Source organism: Tropicimonas sp. TH_r6 (genome assembly GCF_033101155.1).
GTDB lineage: Bacteria > Pseudomonadota > Alphaproteobacteria > Rhodobacterales > Rhodobacteraceae > Tropicimonas.
The window spans coordinates 80,175-98,147 of sequence record NZ_JAWMPX010000013.1 but is presented as its reverse complement, the minus strand read 5'-3'; the positions used below and the strand labels follow the sequence as shown (position 1 = coordinate 98,147).

Sequence of the window (17,973 nt, the reverse complement as noted above, 5' to 3'; positions counted from 1 at the left end):
AGTGGGCGGTCTTTGCGGTGGGTCGGGTGAACGGAAACAGGACAGGCGGGCAGCAAGACCCGCGCGACAGCAAGCAACCCGGCACGGCCGGGTCCGGGGTGCCCAACCCGGGGCGCAGGCGGTCGCGTCTGGTGCTGCTGCTGGCTTGCTGGGCGTTGCTCTTGCTGGTCGATCTGTTCGGGACCGCTGGCCTGCTGCGTTTGCGCTTCGATGACGGGCTCGCGCGCACCTTCGAGAGCGATACGGCGCGCCATGCTGATTTTCGTGCCCTGCAGGAAGATTTCGATGCCGGGACGAACCGTCTCTTCCTGCTGCTTGAAGCCGAGAGCTTCGCCGAAAGGGCGCGCCTTCAGGCGCTGGCCGATTACCTGCTGGACCTCCAACTGACCGACGGCGTTGCCGCGGCAGTCTCCGCTTTCTCGCTGCCCGTCCCGGGGCCGGACGGTCCCCGGGCGTTCCTGTCTGGCGAGAGTACGACCTGGCCAGACGACCTGTCGGCTGCCTTTGCCGACGCGCGCCAGCGGCAACCCTGGCTCGACCGGTTTCTCTCGGCGGATGCGGACGCGATGCTCGTGGTCCTGCAACTGGAGCCCGAGCCGTCCCTGGCCGAGACCTCCGGCGCCCGTGTGCCCGAGCTGGAGCTTGCGAAGCTGCGCGCGGCCGGAATCGAACCCCGCCTGACCGGATACCCGGTCATCCAGCAGCGCGTGCTGGATCAGTTGGCGCGCGATTTCAGGTGGCTCAACCTTGCCGGTGCCGTGCTGGGCAGCCTGACCGCGGCACTTGTCCTACGCAGCCTCGTCTTTGGTGCGGCCACGGCGGCCGTGGCGGCAACGGCGCTGCTCTGGGTGCTTGGTCTCCTCGGCCTGTCCGGCATTCCCATAAGCGTGGTGACGGTGCCGTTACCGGTCTTGATCCTCGTGATTGCCTTCTCCGATGCGCTGCACCTGAGCCACGAGACCCGCCGGTTGCACGCCGCCGGCTGCGCCAGCCCGGTGCGCAGCGCGCTGCGGCGGGTGGCGCCGGCCTGTGTCCTGGCATCCGTGAGCACCGCCATCGCCTTTGCCTCGCTCAGCCTCTCGTCATCTCAGCTCATCGCCGAGCTTGGTGTGATCGGCGCCAGCAGCACACTCATCGCGCTTGTCGCGGTACTCGTTGTGCATCCGCTCGTCATGACCACATTGCTCGCGCTGCTCCCGGCCAGATACCTGTTCGGCCGCGCCCAGCCGCCGCGTGCGGCCAGCCCCGCAGACCCGGTGATCGCCACGGCGCTGAGATACCCGCGCCGGATCGCCCTCACGGCGCTCGCCGCGATGTGCCTCGCCATCGCCGCCTTCACCAGTGTCGAATATCGCTTCTCGCTCCTCGGCAGCCTGCCCGAGCAGGCCCCGACGCTTGCCACCCTGCGCCAGGTCGAGGCGAGTTTCGGCCCGACCGGCGCGCTGCTTTTCCGTTTCGATCTCGACGCCGAGGCACCGGCCGCCGCTTTCGACGCCGCGCATGACCGGCTCGCCGCTCATGTCGACGGGCAGGAGATCCTGTCGCCCACGGCGCTTGCGAGGCGCATGGGAACCGAGACGCGGGCCGTGCTGGACAGCCTGCCCGCCCAGGCGCTGGCGCAGATGGTCTCGCGGGACGGAACGGCAGGCCTTGTCTCGTTGCCCTATCCCTACGCGGGGTCCGAACAGACCCGTCGACAGGTCGCCGAGATCGAAACCTCGCTGGCGGACGACCCGGCCGCGCGTGCAATCGGCCTGAGCCGTGCGACCGGGCTCGAAACCATGTCGGCCTTTGCCAGCCATGACATGCTGGGTGATTTCAACCGATGTTTCCTCGTCGCCATCCTCGCCTCGGGGGCGCTGATCCTCGCCTGGTCCCGCTCGCTCCGGATCACGGCCGCCGCCCTGATCCCCAATGCCTTGCCGGTAACGCTCGTTGGCGGTTGGCTTGCCCTGTCCGGACGCGGGCTCGACTTCGCTTCCGGCATCGCGCTGACCATTGCCTTTGGCCTCGCCATTGACGACACGCTTCACGCGCTGAACCGGTTGCGCCTCACCTCCCCGAGGTTCGACCGGGCGCGCCCCGACGACATCCATCGCGCCCTGTCGGAGGTTGCGCCAGCGCTCATCATGACCTCGGTCACACTGTCCATCGGCCTGTCCGCGACGCTCTTTGCCGGGCTGCCGTCCGTTGTCGCGTTCGGCGCGCTCTCCATCGCGGTCTTTGGTCTCGCCCTTCTGGCGGACCTTGTCGTCCTGCCGGCCTGCCTCGTCTGGATGTCGGGGACCTCGAAGGCGACGCACGAAGTGTGACCCGGCGTGCCGCCACGCTGTGCCCACAGATAGGCCGCTTTGCGACAGGAACGGCGTGTGGCGACCCACGTAATATCTCCCCTCACGGGCGTTTTTTTCCGTCCCAATGAGCGTTTTTGTTCCCAAGCCCCGCTGGCCGGGCTATCCTCCGTGCGATTGGACCGACCGGCGGAGCTTGGGAAGGGAATGACAACCGTCTTTGTCGCCGGAGCGACGGGCTATCTTGGCAGACATATCGTTGCTTCGTGCCGGGCACGGGGTTGGCAGGTGCGTGCCCTCGTGCGCGACCGATCGCGTGCGGAAGCGCTCGGAGTCGGGGCCGATGCCTATGTCGAAGCGAAAGCCACCGATCGCTCGGCGCTGCGCGGGCTCATGGCCGGTTGCGACCTCGTCGTCAGTGCGCTCGGGATCACGCGGCAGAAGGACGGTCTCACCTATCGCGATGTCGATTTCCAGGCGAATGTGAACCTCCTCGAGGAAGCGCTGGACACGGGAATCGAAAGGTTCGCCTATGTTCATGTGCTCAATGCCGAGGCGATGGCCGAGGTGCCGCTGGTCGCGGCAAAGCAGGCCTTCGTCGACCGGCTCCGCAGCGCGCCCCTGCGCAGCACCGTGATCTGCCCGAGCGGTTTCTTTTCCGACATGGAGGATTTCCTCGGCATGGCCCGGTCGGGCCGAGCGTGGCTTTTCGGCGACGGGGCGCTGCGACTCAACCCGATCCACGGGGCGGATCTCGCCGAGGCAGCGCTGGATGCTGTCGAGGCTGGCATGGATCGGCTCGAGATTGGCGGCCCGGATATCTTCACCCATGCCGAGCTGGCCAGCCTCGCCTTCGAGACCCTGGACAAGCCAGTCCGGATCATCCGGCTTCCGGACTGGACCCGTCGCGCCGCGCTTCGCATCCTGCCGCGGGTGACGCCGGCGCATATCCATGGTCCGGTGCAGTTCTTTCTCACCGCCATGGGGTTGGAGATGGTCGGGGTGCCGCATGGGTGTCGTCACCTCGCGGATCATTACCGGCAGCTCGCAGCCGTGCCCTCCGAGGAATAAGCTGCCGCGCCCCCTTGCCCCGGACGAATGAAGCGCAGAATATCGGCGGCGAAAGACATGGCACCATGATGACCTTCCCACTCAAAACCTTGCTGACCGTCGCGCTGATCGCATCCGCGCCCGGCGTCGCGCGCGCCGACGAGCTGCTGGTTTTTGCCGCGTCGAGCCTGAAGGAAGCGTTGGACGAGGCGGCTGCGGCCTGGGCGACCCAGAGCGGAGACCGCGTGACGGTCTCGCTGGCCGGCAGTGCGACACTGGCGCGTCAGATCCAGGCGGGTGCTCCGGCGGATCTCTTCCTCTCGGCCAATGAAGCCTGGATGGACGTTCTGGAACGCGACGGGCTGTTGAAACCCGGCAGCCAACGCAACCTGCTGACAAATGCGCTGGTCGTGGTTTCAAGCGATCCGGAAGCTGATGAAACCGCGTTTTTCAACGAGGACCGCTGGTCCGCTGGCTCGGGCGGGGGCGAGATCGCCATGGCGCTGGTCGAGGCCGTGCCAGCGGGGATCTATGGGAAGGCCGCACTGGAAAGCCTTGATTGGTGGGATCGGATGGCGCCGCATGTCGCACAGGCCGACAATGTCCGCGCCGCGCTGGCGCTTGTGGCGACGGGCGAATCCGATTTCGGTATCGTCTACGCGACCGATGCGCTGGCGGAGTCGAAAGTGCACCGCGTCCTGACCTTCCCAGCCGAGAGCCACCCGCCGATCCGCTACCCGATGGCCATTCCGATCGACAGCGTTGCGCCACAGGCCGACGCTTTCGCCGAGTTCCTCGCGGGTCCGGAGGCGGCCGAAATCTTCCGCGATCACGGTTTCGGCCTGGCGGGGCAGGGGGACGAATGATCCTCGGTCTGTCCCCGGAGGCCTGGGCGGCGGTCGCGCTGTCGTTGAAGGTGTCCTTCTGGGCCGTGACCCTGAGCCTGCCCATCGGCATCGCCACGGCCTGGCTCCTTGCCCGCGCCCGCTTCCCCGGACGGCAGGTGCTCAACGGGTTGGTCCACCTGCCGCTGATCCTGCCGCCTGTCGTTACCGGCTACCTGCTGCTGCTCGCCTTTGGCCGGCGCGGCCCACTTGGCGCGTTGCTGTACGATCTCTTCGGTGTCACGCTGGCTTTCAACTGGACCGGCGCCGCGCTCGCCGCCGCGATCATGGCCTTCCCGCTCATGGTTCGCGCGATCCGGCTCTCCATCGAGGCGGTCGATCCCGGGCTCGAACAGGCCGCCGCCACGCTCGGCGCCTCTCGCCTCCGCGTCTTCCTTACCGTCACCCTGCCGCTCACCGCGCCGGGCATTCTCGCCGGCGCGATCCTCGCTTTCGCCAAGGCGATGGGCGAGTTTGGCGCCACGATCACCTTCGTCTCCAACATCCCGGGCCGCACCCAGACGCTGCCGTCTGCGGTCTACGCTTTCCTGCAGGTGCCGGGCGCTGAAGCCTCAGCGCTGCGCCTCGTCCTGCTCTCGGTCGTCCTCGCTATGGGCGCGCTCATCGCCTCCGAGCTGCTCGCGCGCCGGATGCGCCGCCGGAGGGAGGGGGCATGAGCATTTCCGTTTCTCTGCGACACCGGCTCGACCGTTTCACTCTCGACGCCACGTTTGACGCCCCTGACGGCGTGACCGCCCTGTTTGGTCCCTCCGGCGCCGGCAAGACGACGCTGGTCCAGGCTGTTGCCGGGCTGTTGCGTCCCGAACAGGGTCGGATCGCGCTTGGCAACCACCTGCTGGAAGACAGCGCCACCGGTCACTGGTTGCCGCCGCATCGACGGCGCATCGGCTACGTCTTCCAAGACGGTCGGCTATTCCCGCATATGAGCGTGGCGCGGAACCTGTCTTATGGCCGCCGCATGAACCGCCTGCCGCCAAACCCGGAGGAGGAGGCGCGCATCCTCTCCATGCTCGGCATCGCGCCGCTGCTCGACCGGGTTCCGGCGACGCTCTCCGGTGGTGAGAAACAGCGGGTCGCCATCGGCCGCGCGCTGCTCGCTTCGCCGCGCCTGCTTTTGCTGGACGAGCCGCTTGCCGCTCTCGATGACGCCCGCAAGGAGGAGATCCTGCCCTTCCTCGAGCGTCTGCGGGACGAAAGTGCCTTGCCGATCCTGTTCGTCAGTCATTCGCTGGGGGAGGTCGCCCGGCTCGCCACGACCATGGTACTTCTGCGCGAGGGCCGCGTTTTGCGGTGTGGTCCGACCGCGGAGCTGCTCGCCGACCCGGATGCCGTTCCGAGCCTTGGCCCGCGCGAGGCCGGCGCGCTGGTCGAAGCGCGCGTGGTTGCACATCACGCGGACGGGTTGGCCGAGCTGGCGACCTCCGCCGGAACGCTGCTGCTGCCCGGCATCACGTCCGCGCCGGGAACCGTATTGCGCATCCGCATCCCGGCCCATGAGGTTATCCTCGCGCTGACCCCGCCCGAACAGATATCGGCGCTGAACATCCTGCCCGCGACGATCCGAAGCCTGCGGTTCGGCGACGGGCCGGGGGTCATGGTGCAGCTCCAATCCGGCAGCGACCTGCTTCTCGCGCGCATCACCCGCCGCTCCGCCGAGGGGCTTGGGCTGGAACCTGGAACGGCGTGCCATGCGATCCTGAAATCGGTCGCGGTGTCCCGGCAGGATATTGGTGCAGGATAAGGCATTCAGGCCCGCTGAGTGCTTTTGCGACCTGTGGAGCCGGGCGCTGGTTGGCGCGGAGTCCGGTGGGCTTCCCCGCGGTGGATGCAGGTGGATCCTTAAAAGAACGCCCGTCGCACGAGGTTCAACCCGGCAATGATCAACACGAACAGCGTCAGCCGTCGGAATGCCTGCTGGTCCAGCCGGTCATGCACGCGGCGCCCGAGCCGCATTCCAAGAAGGGCCGGCAGCACCATCGCGGCCGAGAAGGGCAGGGTCTGCGTGTTCAGCACCCCGGTCTGCAGATGGATCAGCAGAAGCAGGATCGCACCTAGCCCAAAGGCGACCCCAAGCACGCGGAGTTGGTCGCCCTTGGGTGTCTCGATGGCGGTGAGATAAAGCACCAGCGGCGGACCCCAGACGCCCGAGATGCCGCCGATAATGCCGGACAGCGCGCCGAGGCTCACTTCCGCGAGGGTTCGGCGGGATTCGGGAATGCGCGGGTGCAGGCCGGCGAGCTGCATCAGGCCGAAAGCGGTAATCGGGAGGCCAATCATCGCGTAGAGCAGTCGCTCGTCAATGGAGCGGACAAGCTGCGCGGAGGCGATGAGGCAAAGACCGCCAATGCCGAGATAGACCCGGTAGCACCGGATCGTGGAGATCACAGCGCCTGTCCCGTCGCGGAAGGCCTGGAAACCGTTGGTGATCACTGTCGGCAGGATCAGAGCCACCAGCGCCATTTCCGGCGAGAGAAAGGCTGCCAGCCCGGAGACCATGATCATCGGCATGGCGAAACCGGTTGCACCCTTCACGAAGGCTGCCGCCAGCGCCACGCCGCAGGCCAGCGCGAAGAAGAGGGGCGACAGGCCGCCCATGAACAAGCTCGGATCCATTTTCGTCGAATAGCCTATTGAAAGTCTTGCTGCATCCGCTAAATGGCGACGACATATTGAGACGAAACGCCATGCCATATTGAAATTATGTTGCGCTGCACCTGCAAAGTGACTATCACCATCCGAAACCGATGAACGAAGGATTCGAGCCATGCCGCATGATGGACAGGACCTGCCCCAGAGCCCCATTCTCAACAACCTTCTGACGCTGACCAAAGCCGCAATTCCGCCGGTGAAGGAGTTGGTGGAAGCGGCGACAACGGCCGTACGGGCGCGGGTTGTCGATGGCGGTCGGGTTTCCGGCGCGTTGCTGGAGCAGAACCAGACCGCCGCCCATGCGCTGGCCTGGCTGGCGACCTACGGGCAGTCGCTGGAACAGATGCAGGCCTGGGCCGAACGGCTTGAGGCCGAGGGCAAGTTCGGCGAGATCGAACAGCTTATCCACCAGATCGCCTTTGGCGAATACCTGCTGCAGATCCAGGGCGGCATCCCGATGTCCCAGGGCGAAATCATCCGGGTCCGCGATATGGGGCTGGACGAGCTGGAGGACCTGCAGCGGCTGCATTCGACCGAGATCGCGGCGCTTTGCCAGAACGGCAACAGCCAGCGCGCCCGGACCCGGCTTGTCGAGCTGATGCAGGAGCAATCGGCCAATATCACCGTTGGCGCGACGGGGCTGGAAGACGAGCTGGAGATGATCCGCGAGCAGTTCCGCCGTTACGCCGTGGACCGGGTCGAGCCCAACGCGCATGAATGGCATCTCAAGGACGAACTGATCCCGATGGAGATCATCGAGGAGCTGGCCGAGATGGGCGTGTTCGGACTGACCATCCCGGAGGAATATGGCGGATTCGGCCTCTCCAAGGCGTCGATGGTCGTGGTCTCCGAGGAGCTGTCGCGCGGCTATATCGGCGTGGGTTCATTGGGGACGCGCTCCGAGATCGCCGCCGAGCTGATCCTTGCCGGTGGCACGGATGCGCAGAAAGAATACTGGCTGCCGAAGCTCTCCAGCGCTGAGATCTTGCCCACGGCCGTCTTCACCGAGCCCAATACCGGCTCCGATCTCGGCAGTCTGCGCGCCCGCGCGGTGAAAGATGAAAACGGCGACTACAAGGTGACCGGCAACAAGACGTGGATCACCCATGCCGCACGCACCCATGTGATGACGCTGCTGGCCCGGACCGATCCGGAGACGACGGATCACAAGGGCCTCAGCATGTTCCTGGCCGAGAAGATACCCGGCTCGGAGGAGGATCCGTTCCCGACCGAGGGCATGACCGGCGGCGAGATCGAAGTGCTGGGTTATCGCGGGATGAAGGAATACGAGCTTGGTTTCGACAATTTCCACGTCAAGGGCGACAACCTGCTTGGCGGTGTCGAAGGGCAGGGCTTCAAGCAGCTGATGAAGACCTTCGAGGCGGCGCGCATCCAGACCGCGGCGCGGGCCATCGGCGTGGCGCAATCGGCGCTCGATATCGCGACGCAATACGCACAGGACCGCAAGCAGTTCGGCAAGGCGCTGATCGAGTTTCCGCGCGTCTCCGGCAAGCTGGCGATGATGGCGGTCGAGATCATGGTGGCGCGGCAGCTGACCTATTTCTCTGCCTGGGAGAAGGATCACGACCAGCGCTGCGACCTGGAGGCCGGGATGGCAAAGCTGCTCGGCGCGCGGGTTGCCTGGGCTGCGGCGGATAACGGGTTGCAGATCCATGGCGGCAACGGCTTTGCCTGCGAATATGCGATCAGCCGGGTGCTCTGCGATGCACGGATCCTCAACATTTTCGAGGGCGCGGCGGAGATCCAGGCACAGGTCATTGCCCGGCGTCTGTTGGGCTGAGCCTGCTTGGCAGAGGGACTGGTGCGCGGCCGCCCTGACCGGGCGGCCGTTGGCATTTCGGCACAGGAGCAGCGCGGTGGACATGGCTGTCGAGGCTGCGCGCGGGGGCGGCGTATCGGGGAACATCCAGATTCTGCACGATTGCGGCCGCAACCGCTCCTGCCCTGAGGTGGTGCTTTGCCCGGCCGGAGGCTCCCCCTCGGTTTTCGACGCCTGCGCCGTCTGCGACCATTGGGGCGGGGCGCGCCTTCGGCGCGCAGGGAACGCTCTCCGGTTGGGACCCTTCATCGGTGACCGCGCGAGACGTCATGTTCAGATTGGCCGCATTGGCGTGACGGGCCAAATGCGGCATGCAGGGCGGCGACGGCCCGGCCACCTGAGACAGATGAACAAGGACTTCACCGATGCTGCCTGCATTCTCCTTCGTCACCGCATCCGACATTCGCTTTGGCCGAGGGGAGGCGAGGCGCGCGGTGCCAGAACTGGCGGCGCTGGGGGAGCGGATCCTGTTGGTGACCGGAGCGGAGGCTTCACGGTCTGACTGGCTGGTCGAAGCCTTGGCCGAACGCGGTGTGGCGCTGGGGAGTTTCAGTTTCCCGGGGGAGCCTGATCTCGCGCGGGTCGAGGCCGGGATCGACCATGCCCGCGCCTTCGACGCTCAGGCCGTGATCGCCATTGGCGGCGGCGCGGCGCTGGACGGCGGCAAGGCGATTGCGGCGCTGGCGCCCGCGCCGCGCCCGGCCATGGATCACCTCGAAGTTGTCGGCAAGGGGTTGCCGCTGGAGGTCCCGACCTTGCCCTTCGCGGCGTTGCCCACAACCGCGGGCACAGGAACGGAAGTCACCCGGAACGCCGTGATCTCGGTTCCCGAAGCCCGCCGCAAGGTAAGCCTTCGCGACCAAACGATGCTGCCCGACCTGGCCATTGTCGATCCCGCGCTGACCGATAGCTGCCCACGCGGGGTCACGCTGGCGGCCGGGTTGGACGCGGTCACGCAGGTGATCGAGCCATATCTCTGCACCCGCGCCAACCCGTTGACCGACGCGCTCTGTCGTCCGGCTATTCTGGACGGGCTTACGGCGCTGAAGACGCTGATGGACGGCACAGCGGAGGTGCAGGAGGCCGCGCGGGACAGGATGTCCTGGGTCGCACTCTGCGGTGGGTTGGCGCTGGCCAATTCCGGGTTGGGGGTCATTCACGGTCTGGCGGGGCCGCTCGGGGGGCTGTCTGGCGCGGCTCATGGCGCGATCTGCGGCGCCTTGCTGCCGCATGGGCTTGCGCTGAACGCGGCGCGCAGCGAAGCGCCGCAGACTCTCGCGCGGATCGAAGAACTGCACCACTGGATCGGGCAGGTGATGGACTGCGAAGCGCCACGGAGCTTCGACCGGCTCGCCGGTTGGTCGCGTGAGTCCGGACTGGCCGGGCTGGATGCGCTCGGGATAACGGGCGAGGATCGGGCGGCGGCGGCCGAGGCAGCGGCAAGTTCTTCCTCGATGAAGGCGAACCCCGCCGTTCTGACGGCACCGGAGATGCTGGAGATGATGGCGGCGGCGCGCTAGGCGGCGTTCTGGCCGGCCGGGTGTCGACGCTGCGGATGGGGCTGATAGACTGTGTCGGTCTGGACGGTTTCGGAGATGCGGATTCATGACTGAGGCGTTGCAATGGGTCGGTGATGTGGCCGACGGCCTCGCGCTGGAAGCTGAGATGTTTTCCGCCTCGGGACCGCAGGTGGCTCTCTGGTCGGCCGAGAACCGAGCGCTGGTCTGTCCGCGCGCCTACCGGACGCGGCCGGGCTTCGATCTGGCCGTGATGCATTCCACGGCGCGTGGTTGGCCGGTTCACCAGCGGCGCACCGGCGGCGGGACAGTGCCGCAGGGGCCCGGCGTGCTGAACCTGAGCTTCGCGGTGACCGTCGGGCGCGGATTCAATATCGAGGCGGGCTACAAGCTCATCACCCGGATCATACAGTCGGTCACCTCTGCGCAGAGGCTTAAGGCTCATACCGGCGCCACGCCGGGGAGCTTTTGCGACGGGACCTGGAATCTCTCGCTCGAGGGGCGGAAATTCGTCGGTACGGCGCAGCGTTGGCGATCCCGGGGCGGTGGGCGGTCGCGCATGCTGGCCCACGCGCTGATCCTGGTGGAGGGGGAGATCGCACCCGGCGCCGGGGCGGTGGATGCCTTCCATGAGGATCTCGGGCTCGACCCGGTGCGGAGCGAGGTCCATACCACCCTGTCCGCCGCTCTCGGCAGCGATGCCCCGATAGGAGAAGCGGTCGCCCAAGCTCTTTGGGATGCGACCTTGGAGGAGCTGGCCACACTCGAGCCGTAACGCCCCGTTTTTGCAATCGCTGCCCCGTCGCCCTGAGCGACGGAGAAACCGGATTGAACGCAGGGGTCTCCCCGGTGCGTCGGTCAGGCCATGGCGCGCCGGAATGCGCCGGGCGTTACGCCGGTCCCGTCGCGGAAACTGCGCGACAGGTGGCTTTGGGAGCTGAAACCGCAGGCGGCCGCGACCTGCGCGAGTGGCTCGCCATCCCGGATCAGTCTTTTCGCCCGTTCTGTCCGCCGGTGGGCGATCCAGCGCTGCGGCGAGACTCCACACGTCTCGCGGAAGCTGCGCTGCAGGTGAAACTCGCTGAGTCCGACAAGGGTCGAGAGCTCTCGCAGGCGGAGAGTCTGGTCCAGATTGGCTTCGATGAAGTCACACAGCAGCGTGCGATGCCTTGGAGACAGCCCGCCGGTGAGCGGCAATCGGGCCTTGTTCGCGAAACGGCCGGAGGCGAGGAGTGTCGCCATCAGCTCGACCGCCGCCGCATCGGCGCAGGCCGGATCGTCGCTTTGGATCGCCGCGAGAAGCGCTTTGAAAGGCATGGCGAGTTGCTCGGGCTCGACATAGGTCCGTTCGGCCAGTTCCAGCCGCCGGGCGTCCCGGTCGAAGGTCTCGGCGAAGCTGCGGCGCAATTCGTCATCCGGCAGGTAGAGATGCAGGAAGACAAAAGGCCGGGTGATGCGCCAGACCGAGCTTTGCCCCTGTGGCATGACACAGACCGCGCCCGGCCAGCCATGCGCCTGCGCGCCATCGACCCGCCACGTTCCCTCGCCGCCGCGCAGGTAGAAGCTAAATGTATGTCCCACGGGGTTTTCAACGGAGATCTGGTCGTTCCGGTTGCACCAGATCGTCGTGGAGCGGCCGAAGCCAAGCTCCATCCGTGCCAGGGCCCGGGCTGTCGGGGAGGCAGAGAGAAAGCTGGACAGGGGTTTCGACTGGGCAGGCATTGGCTTTGAACGGAATCCGGTGGTTTGGCGCAGGGATAGCGCCTGTCCGGCCCGACAGCCAAGTGAAACCGTTGGGCGCGAGAGTATTTACCGCAAGATCGTGCAAAACTGACAGCGGTGAAGCGTTTATGTCGGCGACAGTACGCAAGGAGTCGCCATGAATACCGTTCTGTTCGCCATGACCGTCCTGATCTGGGGCACAACCTGGATCGCCATCACCCTTCAGGTCGGGCCGGTGCCGGTGTTGGTCTCGGTGTTCTATCGTTTCGCTGCGGCGGGTGGGGTGTTCCTGCTTGGACTGGCATTGTCCGGCCGGCTGATCCTGCCCGATCGCCGACACCGGCCCTGGATCCTCGCGCAGGCGCTCTGTCTCTTCAGCCTCAACTTCATCTGCTTCTACGCCGCCGCCGCCTATATCCCCTCCGGGCTGCTCTCCGTCGTCTTCTCGCTCGCGACCCTGTTCAACGCCTTCAACGCGCGGCTCTTTTTCGGCGACCGGATCACCGGGCGGGTGATGCTTGCCAGCGCGCTCGGGGTGCTCGGGCTGGTTCTTCTCTTCGGCCCAGACCTGTCGCTGGACGCCTCCGGGCAGGCGTTGCACGGAATTGCGTTGGCGGCTCTGGGGACGCTGTTCTTCTCGCTGGGGAACATGATTTCGCGGCGCAACTCGGCGGCGGGGCTCGGCACGATTGCTGCCAACGCATGGGGGATGGCTTGCGGCGCAGCGATCCTTCTGGCGGCGATCCTCGCGAGCGGCACGCCGATGATCGCGCCGCCCGATGCGGCCTATCTTGGCGCCATGCTCTACCTGGCCGTCTTCGGTTCGATCATCGCCTTCACCACCTACCTGATGCTGGTCGCCCGCGTCGGCTCGTCGCGCGCGGCCTATGCGACGGTGCTGTTCCCCATCGTGGCGCTGGCGATCTCGACCGTCTTTGAAGGATATGAGTGGACCTGGGTCAGCGGCGCCGGGGTGTTGCTCGCCCTGCTGGGCAACGCGGTGATGTTTGTCCGCCTGCCAAAGGGGTGCGTTCGCGGCCCGGCGGAAAGTCTGGCGAAATAAAACAGGGCCGGCGATCCGCATCGCCGGCCCTGTCTCCATTCGTTCGGGTTGCGTCAGGAGCGTCTGGCGAACGCGGCTGACCTGGTCGTCTCAGCTGGCCTGTTTGAGATAGGCGGTCAGGATGTCCTGTGCGGCCTGGAGGTCGCGGCGATCGACCATCTCTGTCACGGTATGGATATAGCGCGTGCCGACCACAATGCCGACGGCGCGGGCGCCGGCTGCGGCCTGTTGGGCGGCCGCACCATCCTGGCCGCCGGCGCGCAGCATGGTGCGCTGGAACGGGATCTCCTCGGCGCGGGCCAGCGCGTCGAATTCGGCCACCAGCGCCGTGTCGGCGATGAAGGAGGTGTCGCGCACATGCAGGCCGAAGCCCTTGCCCTGTTCGGTGGTGCGGTCCTGCTCCGGTACGCCGGGCGTGTCGCAGGCCAGCGTGGTGTCCACGCCGATGCCGATATCCGGCTGGATCCGGTGCGATGCGGTGCGCGCGCCGCGCAGCCCGACCTCCTCCTGGCAGGTGAAGGCGACATGGATCTCGACCTCGTTCGCCGCGTCCCCGAGGCCGCGCAGCGCCTCGATGCCGAGCCAGCAGGCGACGCGATTGTCCAGCGCCTTGGAGACGAATTTCTCGCCCATCTCGAGGAAGGGCTCGTCCATCACCACCATGTCGCCGACCTTCACGCGCTCGGCGGCTGCCTCGCCCAGCCCGGTATCGACGATGAACTCATGCACTTCGGGGACCTTCTTGCGGTCCTCCATCTTGGTGATGTGCACGCCGGGGCCGGCGGGGTTCATGACGCCCTTGAGATCGCCCTCATCGGTGCAGACGATGACGCGGCGGGCGAAAAGGGTGCGCGGGTCGAAGCCTCCAACGGGCTGGAGATAGAGAAAGCCTTCCTTGGAGATATGGCTCACGAGGAAGCCGATCTCGTCCATGTGGCAGAGCAGCATGACCTTGGTCGGGGTCTCCGAGCCGCCGCGGGCGTCGCGCCGGCAGAGCAGTGAGCCCATCGGGTCGGTCTCGACATGGTCGAAGAGGCCCTCGATCTCGGAAAGGATCAGATCGCGCACGCGCTGTTCGTGGCCGGGAACGCCGGGGGTCTCGCAGAGGCGCTTGAGAAGATCGGTATTCATGGTCGCTCCATCGCTTGGCTCGGGATATCCGAGGCATAGGGCCGGCGGGTGTGGTCTGCAACCGGTGTCCTCGTCTCGGAGATGAAGGCCGGGGATGGTCGACGGGGACCTTGCTGACATCCGCCGATTGTCAGCTATGGTTCCTGCGATTCCGAGGCAGGAGGGATGGGATGATCGAGGGCCTTAGCCACATGACCTTTGTCGTCAGAGACCTGGACAAGATGGAAGAGATTCTGGTGCGGGTACTGGATGCGAGAAAGATCTACGACAGTGGCGACGAGACCTATTCGCTTTCGAAAGAGCGCTTTTTCGATATCGGAGGATCATGGATCGCCATAATGGAGGGCGACCCGCTCGAAACCCGAACGTATAATCATGTTGCTTTCAAGATTGCACCGGACGCGGTCGAGGATCGGCTTCAGCGTATCCTGGCGCTTGGGCTGGACGTGGAACATGGACGGTCACGGGTTGCCGGCGAGGGAAAATCGATATATTTTTATGACCATGACAACCACATGTTCGAGTTGCACAGCGGCACGCTGGAAGAGCGTCTGGCCCGCTACGCGTCGCCGCCGCCAAGCAGCAACTCATAGTCTCGTTGGTGCATGTCCCGACCGTATGCCCGCATTTCTGCCGAATTGACGCGTTCGAATCCAAATGACTCGTAGAGTCGGCACGCTTCGGGATGCTGATCGAAAGTCGAGACGCGAATGCACTGCAGGCCGTTCCTTCTGGCCCGGGAGAGACCATCCCCCAGCAGGCGCGCGCCGATGCCCTTTCCCCGATATGCATCCTCGACGAAGAACAAGCGGATGCGTCCAACCGTTGGCGTCTCCGCACTCAGGAATATGCAGCCTACGGGTCGGTTCGCGGCCTCGGCAATCAGGTAATTGCTTGTAGCCTTCGACATCTGGTCTTCCAGCAGGTCCAGAGCCGCGTTCACCGCCTCGGAAAAGGTGACATCGAAGTCGTGAAATCTCCGGTAAAACTGCACGTTGGACTCCGCAACCCACAAACGGTCATCACTTTGATATGAACGGACAGTCACCAAGTCCCGGTCTTCTTTTCATGCGCATTCAGCAGACGCGGACATTGGCTGCAAAGTGCGCAACGGTCAACAAGAGGTCGGAACAGAGGCCCTGAGCTGTGCCGCCAAACGAAAAACGCCGCCCCCGAAGGAGCGGCGTTCCGCACTGTCCGTGATCTGTGACTTCTCAGAAGCCCAGACCCTCGTATTTCTTCTTGAACTTGGAAACCCGGCCGCCGGTATCCATCAGCTTGGCCGAACCGCCAGTCCAGGCGGGGTGCACGGTGGGGTCGATATCCAGCGCGAGCTGGTCGCCTTCCTTGCCCCAGGTCGACTTCATCTGGAGGATGGTGCCATCGGTCATCTTGACGTCAATGACGTGATATTCGGGATGCAGATCTTTTTTCATCATCTGTCTCCTTACGACTTGGGCTTGTAGTTGGACACTTCCGCGATCCGGGCCGACTTGCCGCGGCGCGAACGCAGGTAATAGAGCTTGGCGCGGCGCACGCGACCACGGCGCACGACGGTGATGCTCTCGATATTCGTCGAATGCAGCGGGAACACACGCTCCACGCCTTCACCGAAGGAGATCTTGCGAACGGTGAACGAGCCGGCAATGCCAGCGCCATTCTTGCGCGCGATGCAGACGCCTTCGTAATTCTGGACCCGGCTGCGCGAGCCTTCGGTCACCTTGTAGCCGACGCGAACGGTGTCGCCGGCCTTGAAGTCGGGAATTTCATTCCCGAGGGAGGCGATCTGTTCCGCCTCGAGTTCCGCGATCAGGTTCATCTGAAACGCTCCTTTGCTGCTTGCGGTTGTTCCGCAAAGTGTTTGCCGCGTCCCGGAGCTCCAGGTCTTCATCGGGTCCGCAATCCGCGCCCGCCGGAGGTCAGGTCGTCATTCCTTTTTCGGTCTCGAGGCGCGCCGGCGGGGAGGGGCCGAAGAAGGCCCGCCCGGAATGTCCGGAGTGCAATAGAAAACCGCCCGAGTCAGTTGCCTGCCCGGGATGGCGCTGTTTAGGTCAAGGGAGTGGTCAATGCAAGTGGCCAGTGAGCGTGGGCAGGCGATAACCTGACCCACATCGGGCCTCGCGTGAGGCCTGTCGGGAAGCGATCGCGAGGCCGGATGCTTCGAGCCGCGTGCCAAGGTCGGATCGGAACGCTGATTGGCACGAGAGCACGGTTAGGGATTGCCGCGATTGCACCGGGTCGGCGTACCGGCCCACACCGCAATTTGCGCCTTGCAACGCGGAGCGGCGCTCGTATCGTCGCGCCAGGGAGAGCGCGGCACCGGTGCTGTGCGCCCGCTGCGGGAGCCACGTGGAAAGCAATGGACAGTCAATCGGTTCGCCCCCTGCTCGACGATATCTGTGCCGCCATGGAGCAGCGCGAGGATAGAGGGCGAGTCGCCGATTACATCCCGGAACTGGCCGGGATCGATCCGGACCAGTTCGGCATTTCGATTTGTCTGGCCGACGGGCAGCAGCTCAGCGCTGGCGATGCCACGACCGGTTTCTCCGTCCAGTCCGTCTCCAAGGTCTTCACCCTCGCCATTGCGCTCGGGCGCTACGGGTCGCGTTTCTGGGACAGGGTCGGGCGGGAGCCCTCGACGCTCGTCTTCAACTCCGTGCAGGAGCTTGAGACACGCGACGGCATTCCGCCCAACCCCTTCGTCAATTCCGGCGCCATCGTCACGACGGATTCGCTGCTTGTCGGCGCGACCCCGAAGGAAACGCTGGCCGAGATCATCCAGTTCGTCCGGCAGGCGGCCTCCGATGACGACATCTATATGGATCCCGAAGTTGCTGCTTCCGAGAATGCCAGCGGTCACCGGAACCGGTCGCTGGCGCATTTCCTGCGCGCTTGCGGCAACCTGCGGCATGATTGCGACCTGACCCTCGGCACCTATTTCCACCATTGCGCGCTGGAGATGACCTGCGAACAACTCGCCCGAACCGGCCGCTTCCTTGCCGGGCTGCACCCGTCCGGACATCTCATCCAGCCCGGACATATCCGCAGTATCAACGCGCTGATGATGACCTGCGGCCATTACAATGGATCGGGCGAGTTTGCCTATCGGGTCGGGATCCCGGGCAAGAGCGGGGTGGGCGGCGGTATCCTGGCCATCGTGCCCCGGCGCGCCTCGATTGCCGTCTGGTCGCCGGGGCTGGACCAGTTCGGCAATTCCCTGCGCGGGACGGCGGCGCTGGCGAAGCTCACACATTTGCTGCGCCTGTCGGTCTTCAGCGTCTCCTAGGGACCGGGCGTGAATGGGCGCGGACACAAGACGGAGACGCCGTCCCCTCGGTCCGGCGCTGTCTCTCAGCTCTTGAACGGCGCCATCCCGGCGCGGGCCAGCTCGTCGGCGCGCTCGTTTTCCGGGTGTCCGGCATGGCCCTTCACCCATTCCCAGCTGACCTTGTGCTGTGCCTGCGCCGCGTCGATCCGTTTCCACAGCTCTTCGTTCTTCACCGGCTTCTTCGAGGCCGTCTTCCAGCCATTGCGCTTCCAGCCATGGATCCAGCTCGTCACGCCGTTCTTCACATAGGCGGAATCGGTGACGATGGTGATTTCGGTCGGCCGGGTCAGGCTTTCCAGCGCCGAGATCGCCGCCAGAAGCTCCATCCGGTTGTTGGTCGTCGCGGGCTCGCCGCCCGAGAGTTCCCTCTCCTTGACGACGGTGTCGCCCTCGCGCGCCTGCAAGAGCGCGCCCCAGCCGCCGGGGCCGGGATTGCCTGAACAGGCGCCATCGGTGAATGCGTAAAGATCAGCCATG

General features: G+C 65.6%; 18 protein-coding genes. 11 read left to right on the top strand and 7 right to left on the bottom strand.

Annotated elements, in window-relative coordinates:
* The first annotated feature begins 26 nt into the window (after positions 1-26).
* From R3X27_RS13980 to modC, 5 genes are all read left to right on the top strand, one after another.
* On the top strand, positions 27-2,312 hold the full coding sequence (locus R3X27_RS13980) for an efflux RND transporter permease subunit (protein ID WP_317709482.1): 2,286 nt from the start codon (positions 27-29) through the stop codon (positions 2,310-2,312).
* 186 nt (positions 2,313-2,498) lie between these two features.
* The gene (locus R3X27_RS13975; protein WP_317709481.1) at positions 2,499-3,362 is read left to right on the top strand and encodes an SDR family oxidoreductase; all 864 of its coding nucleotides are present in this window, start codon (positions 2,499-2,501) and stop codon (positions 3,360-3,362) included.
* Between the two features lie 65 nt (positions 3,363-3,427).
* Complete coding sequence (modA, locus tag R3X27_RS13970) at positions 3,428-4,207, top strand: molybdate ABC transporter substrate-binding protein (RefSeq protein WP_317709480.1); 780 nt, start codon at positions 3,428-3,430, stop codon at positions 4,205-4,207.
* Positions 4,204-4,902 (top strand): molybdate ABC transporter permease subunit, encoded by a 699-nt coding sequence (gene modB / locus R3X27_RS13965; RefSeq protein ID WP_317709479.1) that lies wholly within the window; start codon positions 4,204-4,206, stop codon positions 4,900-4,902. The genes modA and modB overlap by 4 nt, the downstream gene beginning before the upstream one ends.
* Entirely contained in the window at positions 4,899-5,987 is a 1,089-nt protein-coding gene (gene modC, locus R3X27_RS13960; RefSeq protein WP_317709478.1) for a molybdenum ABC transporter ATP-binding protein, read from the top strand. Before modB ends, modC begins: the two co-directional genes overlap by 4 nt.
* Positions 5,988-6,085: 98 nt before the next feature.
* On the opposite strand, the gene R3X27_RS13955 is transcribed toward modC, so the two are convergent.
* Positions 6,086-6,859: a sulfite exporter TauE/SafE family protein gene (locus tag R3X27_RS13955; protein WP_317709477.1), complete on the bottom strand. Its 774-nt coding sequence runs from the start codon at positions 6,857-6,859 to the stop codon at positions 6,086-6,088.
* A 151-nt stretch (positions 6,860-7,010) separates the two neighbouring features.
* On the opposite strand from R3X27_RS13955, the gene R3X27_RS13950 reads away from it, so the two are divergent.
* The 3 genes from R3X27_RS13950 (at position 7,011) to R3X27_RS13940 (ending at position 11,027) form a co-directional block, all read left to right on the top strand.
* Positions 7,011-8,696, top strand: coding sequence for an acyl-CoA dehydrogenase family protein (locus R3X27_RS13950; RefSeq protein ID WP_317709476.1), 1,686 nt, complete (start codon positions 7,011-7,013; stop codon positions 8,694-8,696).
* Positions 8,697-9,100: 404 nt separating this feature from the next.
* Positions 9,101-10,255 (top strand): iron-containing alcohol dehydrogenase, encoded by a 1,155-nt coding sequence (locus tag R3X27_RS13945; RefSeq protein ID WP_317709475.1) that lies wholly within the window; start codon positions 9,101-9,103, stop codon positions 10,253-10,255.
* 85 nt (positions 10,256-10,340) lie between these two features.
* Positions 10,341-11,027: a lipoyl protein ligase domain-containing protein gene (locus R3X27_RS13940; RefSeq protein ID WP_317709474.1), complete on the top strand. Its 687-nt coding sequence runs from the start codon at positions 10,341-10,343 to the stop codon at positions 11,025-11,027.
* An 83-nt stretch (positions 11,028-11,110) separates the two neighbouring features.
* Here the strand turns inward: R3X27_RS13940 and R3X27_RS13935 are convergent, their stop codons facing one another.
* Positions 11,111-11,833: an AraC family transcriptional regulator gene (locus tag R3X27_RS13935; RefSeq protein ID WP_317709473.1), complete on the bottom strand. Its 723-nt coding sequence runs from the start codon at positions 11,831-11,833 to the stop codon at positions 11,111-11,113.
* Between the two features lie 298 nt (positions 11,834-12,131).
* Here R3X27_RS13935 and R3X27_RS13930 point away from each other — a divergent pair, with 298 nt between their 5' ends.
* On the top strand, positions 12,132-13,037 hold the full coding sequence (locus tag R3X27_RS13930; RefSeq protein ID WP_317709472.1) for a DMT family transporter: 906 nt from the start codon (positions 12,132-12,134) through the stop codon (positions 13,035-13,037).
* A 90-nt stretch (positions 13,038-13,127) separates the two neighbouring features.
* On the opposite strand, the gene R3X27_RS13925 is transcribed toward R3X27_RS13930, so the two are convergent.
* Entirely contained in the window at positions 13,128-14,168 is a 1,041-nt protein-coding gene (locus R3X27_RS13925) for a M42 family metallopeptidase (RefSeq protein WP_317709471.1), read from the bottom strand.
* Between the two features lie 170 nt (positions 14,169-14,338).
* Here R3X27_RS13925 and fosX point away from each other — a divergent pair, with 170 nt between their 5' ends.
* Entirely contained in the window at positions 14,339-14,761 is a 423-nt protein-coding gene (fosX, locus tag R3X27_RS13920; protein WP_317709470.1) for a FosX/FosE/FosI family fosfomycin resistance hydrolase, read from the top strand.
* Here fosX and R3X27_RS13915 read toward each other — a convergent pair.
* The 3 genes from R3X27_RS13915 to rplS form a co-directional block, all read right to left on the bottom strand.
* The gene (locus R3X27_RS13915) at positions 14,728-15,216 is read right to left on the bottom strand and encodes a GNAT family N-acetyltransferase (RefSeq protein WP_317709527.1); all 489 of its coding nucleotides are present in this window, start codon (positions 15,214-15,216) and stop codon (positions 14,728-14,730) included. The two genes, fosX and R3X27_RS13915, sit on opposite strands and share 34 nt — an antisense overlap.
* Before the next feature lie 166 nt (positions 15,217-15,382).
* Positions 15,383-15,604 carry a 50S ribosomal protein L31 gene (gene rpmE / locus R3X27_RS13910; RefSeq protein WP_317709469.1) on the bottom strand — a complete coding sequence of 74 codons (222 nt, stop codon included), beginning with the start codon at positions 15,602-15,604 and terminating at the stop codon, positions 15,383-15,385.
* Positions 15,605-15,615: 11 nt separating this feature from the next.
* Complete coding sequence (gene rplS, locus R3X27_RS13905; protein ID WP_317709468.1) at positions 15,616-15,987, bottom strand: 50S ribosomal protein L19; 372 nt, start codon at positions 15,985-15,987, stop codon at positions 15,616-15,618.
* Between the two features lie 540 nt (positions 15,988-16,527).
* Here rplS and R3X27_RS13900 point away from each other — a divergent pair.
* On the top strand, positions 16,528-17,454 hold the full coding sequence (locus R3X27_RS13900) for a glutaminase (protein ID WP_317709467.1): 927 nt from the start codon (positions 16,528-16,530) through the stop codon (positions 17,452-17,454).
* 65 nt (positions 17,455-17,519) lie between these two features.
* On the opposite strand, the gene rnhA is transcribed toward R3X27_RS13900, so the two are convergent.
* Complete coding sequence (gene rnhA / locus R3X27_RS13895; protein ID WP_317709466.1) at positions 17,520-17,972, bottom strand: ribonuclease HI; 453 nt, start codon at positions 17,970-17,972, stop codon at positions 17,520-17,522.
* Between the last annotated feature and the right edge of the window lies 1 nt (position 17,973).

Coding starts and splice junctions, on each gene's coding strand:
- R3X27_RS13975 (WP_317709481.1), top strand. CDS start 2,499: ATGACAACCGTCTTTGTCGCCGGAGCGACGGGCTATCTTGGCAGACAT.
- modA (WP_317709480.1), top strand. CDS start 3,428: ATGATGACCTTCCCACTCAAAACCTTGCTGACCGTCGCGCTGATCGCA.
- modB (WP_317709479.1), top strand. CDS start 4,204: ATGATCCTCGGTCTGTCCCCGGAGGCCTGGGCGGCGGTCGCGCTGTCG.
- modC (WP_317709478.1), top strand. CDS start 4,899: ATGAGCATTTCCGTTTCTCTGCGACACCGGCTCGACCGTTTCACTCTC.
- R3X27_RS13955 (WP_317709477.1), bottom strand. CDS start 6,859: ATGGATCCGAGCTTGTTCATGGGCGGCCTGTCGCCCCTCTTCTTCGCG.
- R3X27_RS13950 (WP_317709476.1), top strand. CDS start 7,011: ATGCCGCATGATGGACAGGACCTGCCCCAGAGCCCCATTCTCAACAAC.
- R3X27_RS13945 (WP_317709475.1), top strand. CDS start 9,101: ATGCTGCCTGCATTCTCCTTCGTCACCGCATCCGACATTCGCTTTGGC.
- R3X27_RS13940 (WP_317709474.1), top strand. CDS start 10,341: ATGACTGAGGCGTTGCAATGGGTCGGTGATGTGGCCGACGGCCTCGCG.
- R3X27_RS13930 (WP_317709472.1), top strand. CDS start 12,132: ATGAATACCGTTCTGTTCGCCATGACCGTCCTGATCTGGGGCACAACC.
- R3X27_RS13925 (WP_317709471.1), bottom strand. CDS start 14,168: ATGAATACCGATCTTCTCAAGCGCCTCTGCGAGACCCCCGGCGTTCCC.
- fosX (WP_317709470.1), top strand. CDS start 14,339: ATGATCGAGGGCCTTAGCCACATGACCTTTGTCGTCAGAGACCTGGAC.
- rpmE (WP_317709469.1), bottom strand. CDS start 15,604: ATGAAAAAAGATCTGCATCCCGAATATCACGTCATTGACGTCAAGATG.
- rplS (WP_317709468.1), bottom strand. CDS start 15,987: ATGAACCTGATCGCGGAACTCGAGGCGGAACAGATCGCCTCCCTCGGG.
- R3X27_RS13900 (WP_317709467.1), top strand. CDS start 16,528: ATGGACAGTCAATCGGTTCGCCCCCTGCTCGACGATATCTGTGCCGCC.
- rnhA (WP_317709466.1), bottom strand. CDS start 17,972: ATGGCTGATCTTTACGCATTCACCGATGGCGCCTGTTCAGGCAATCCC.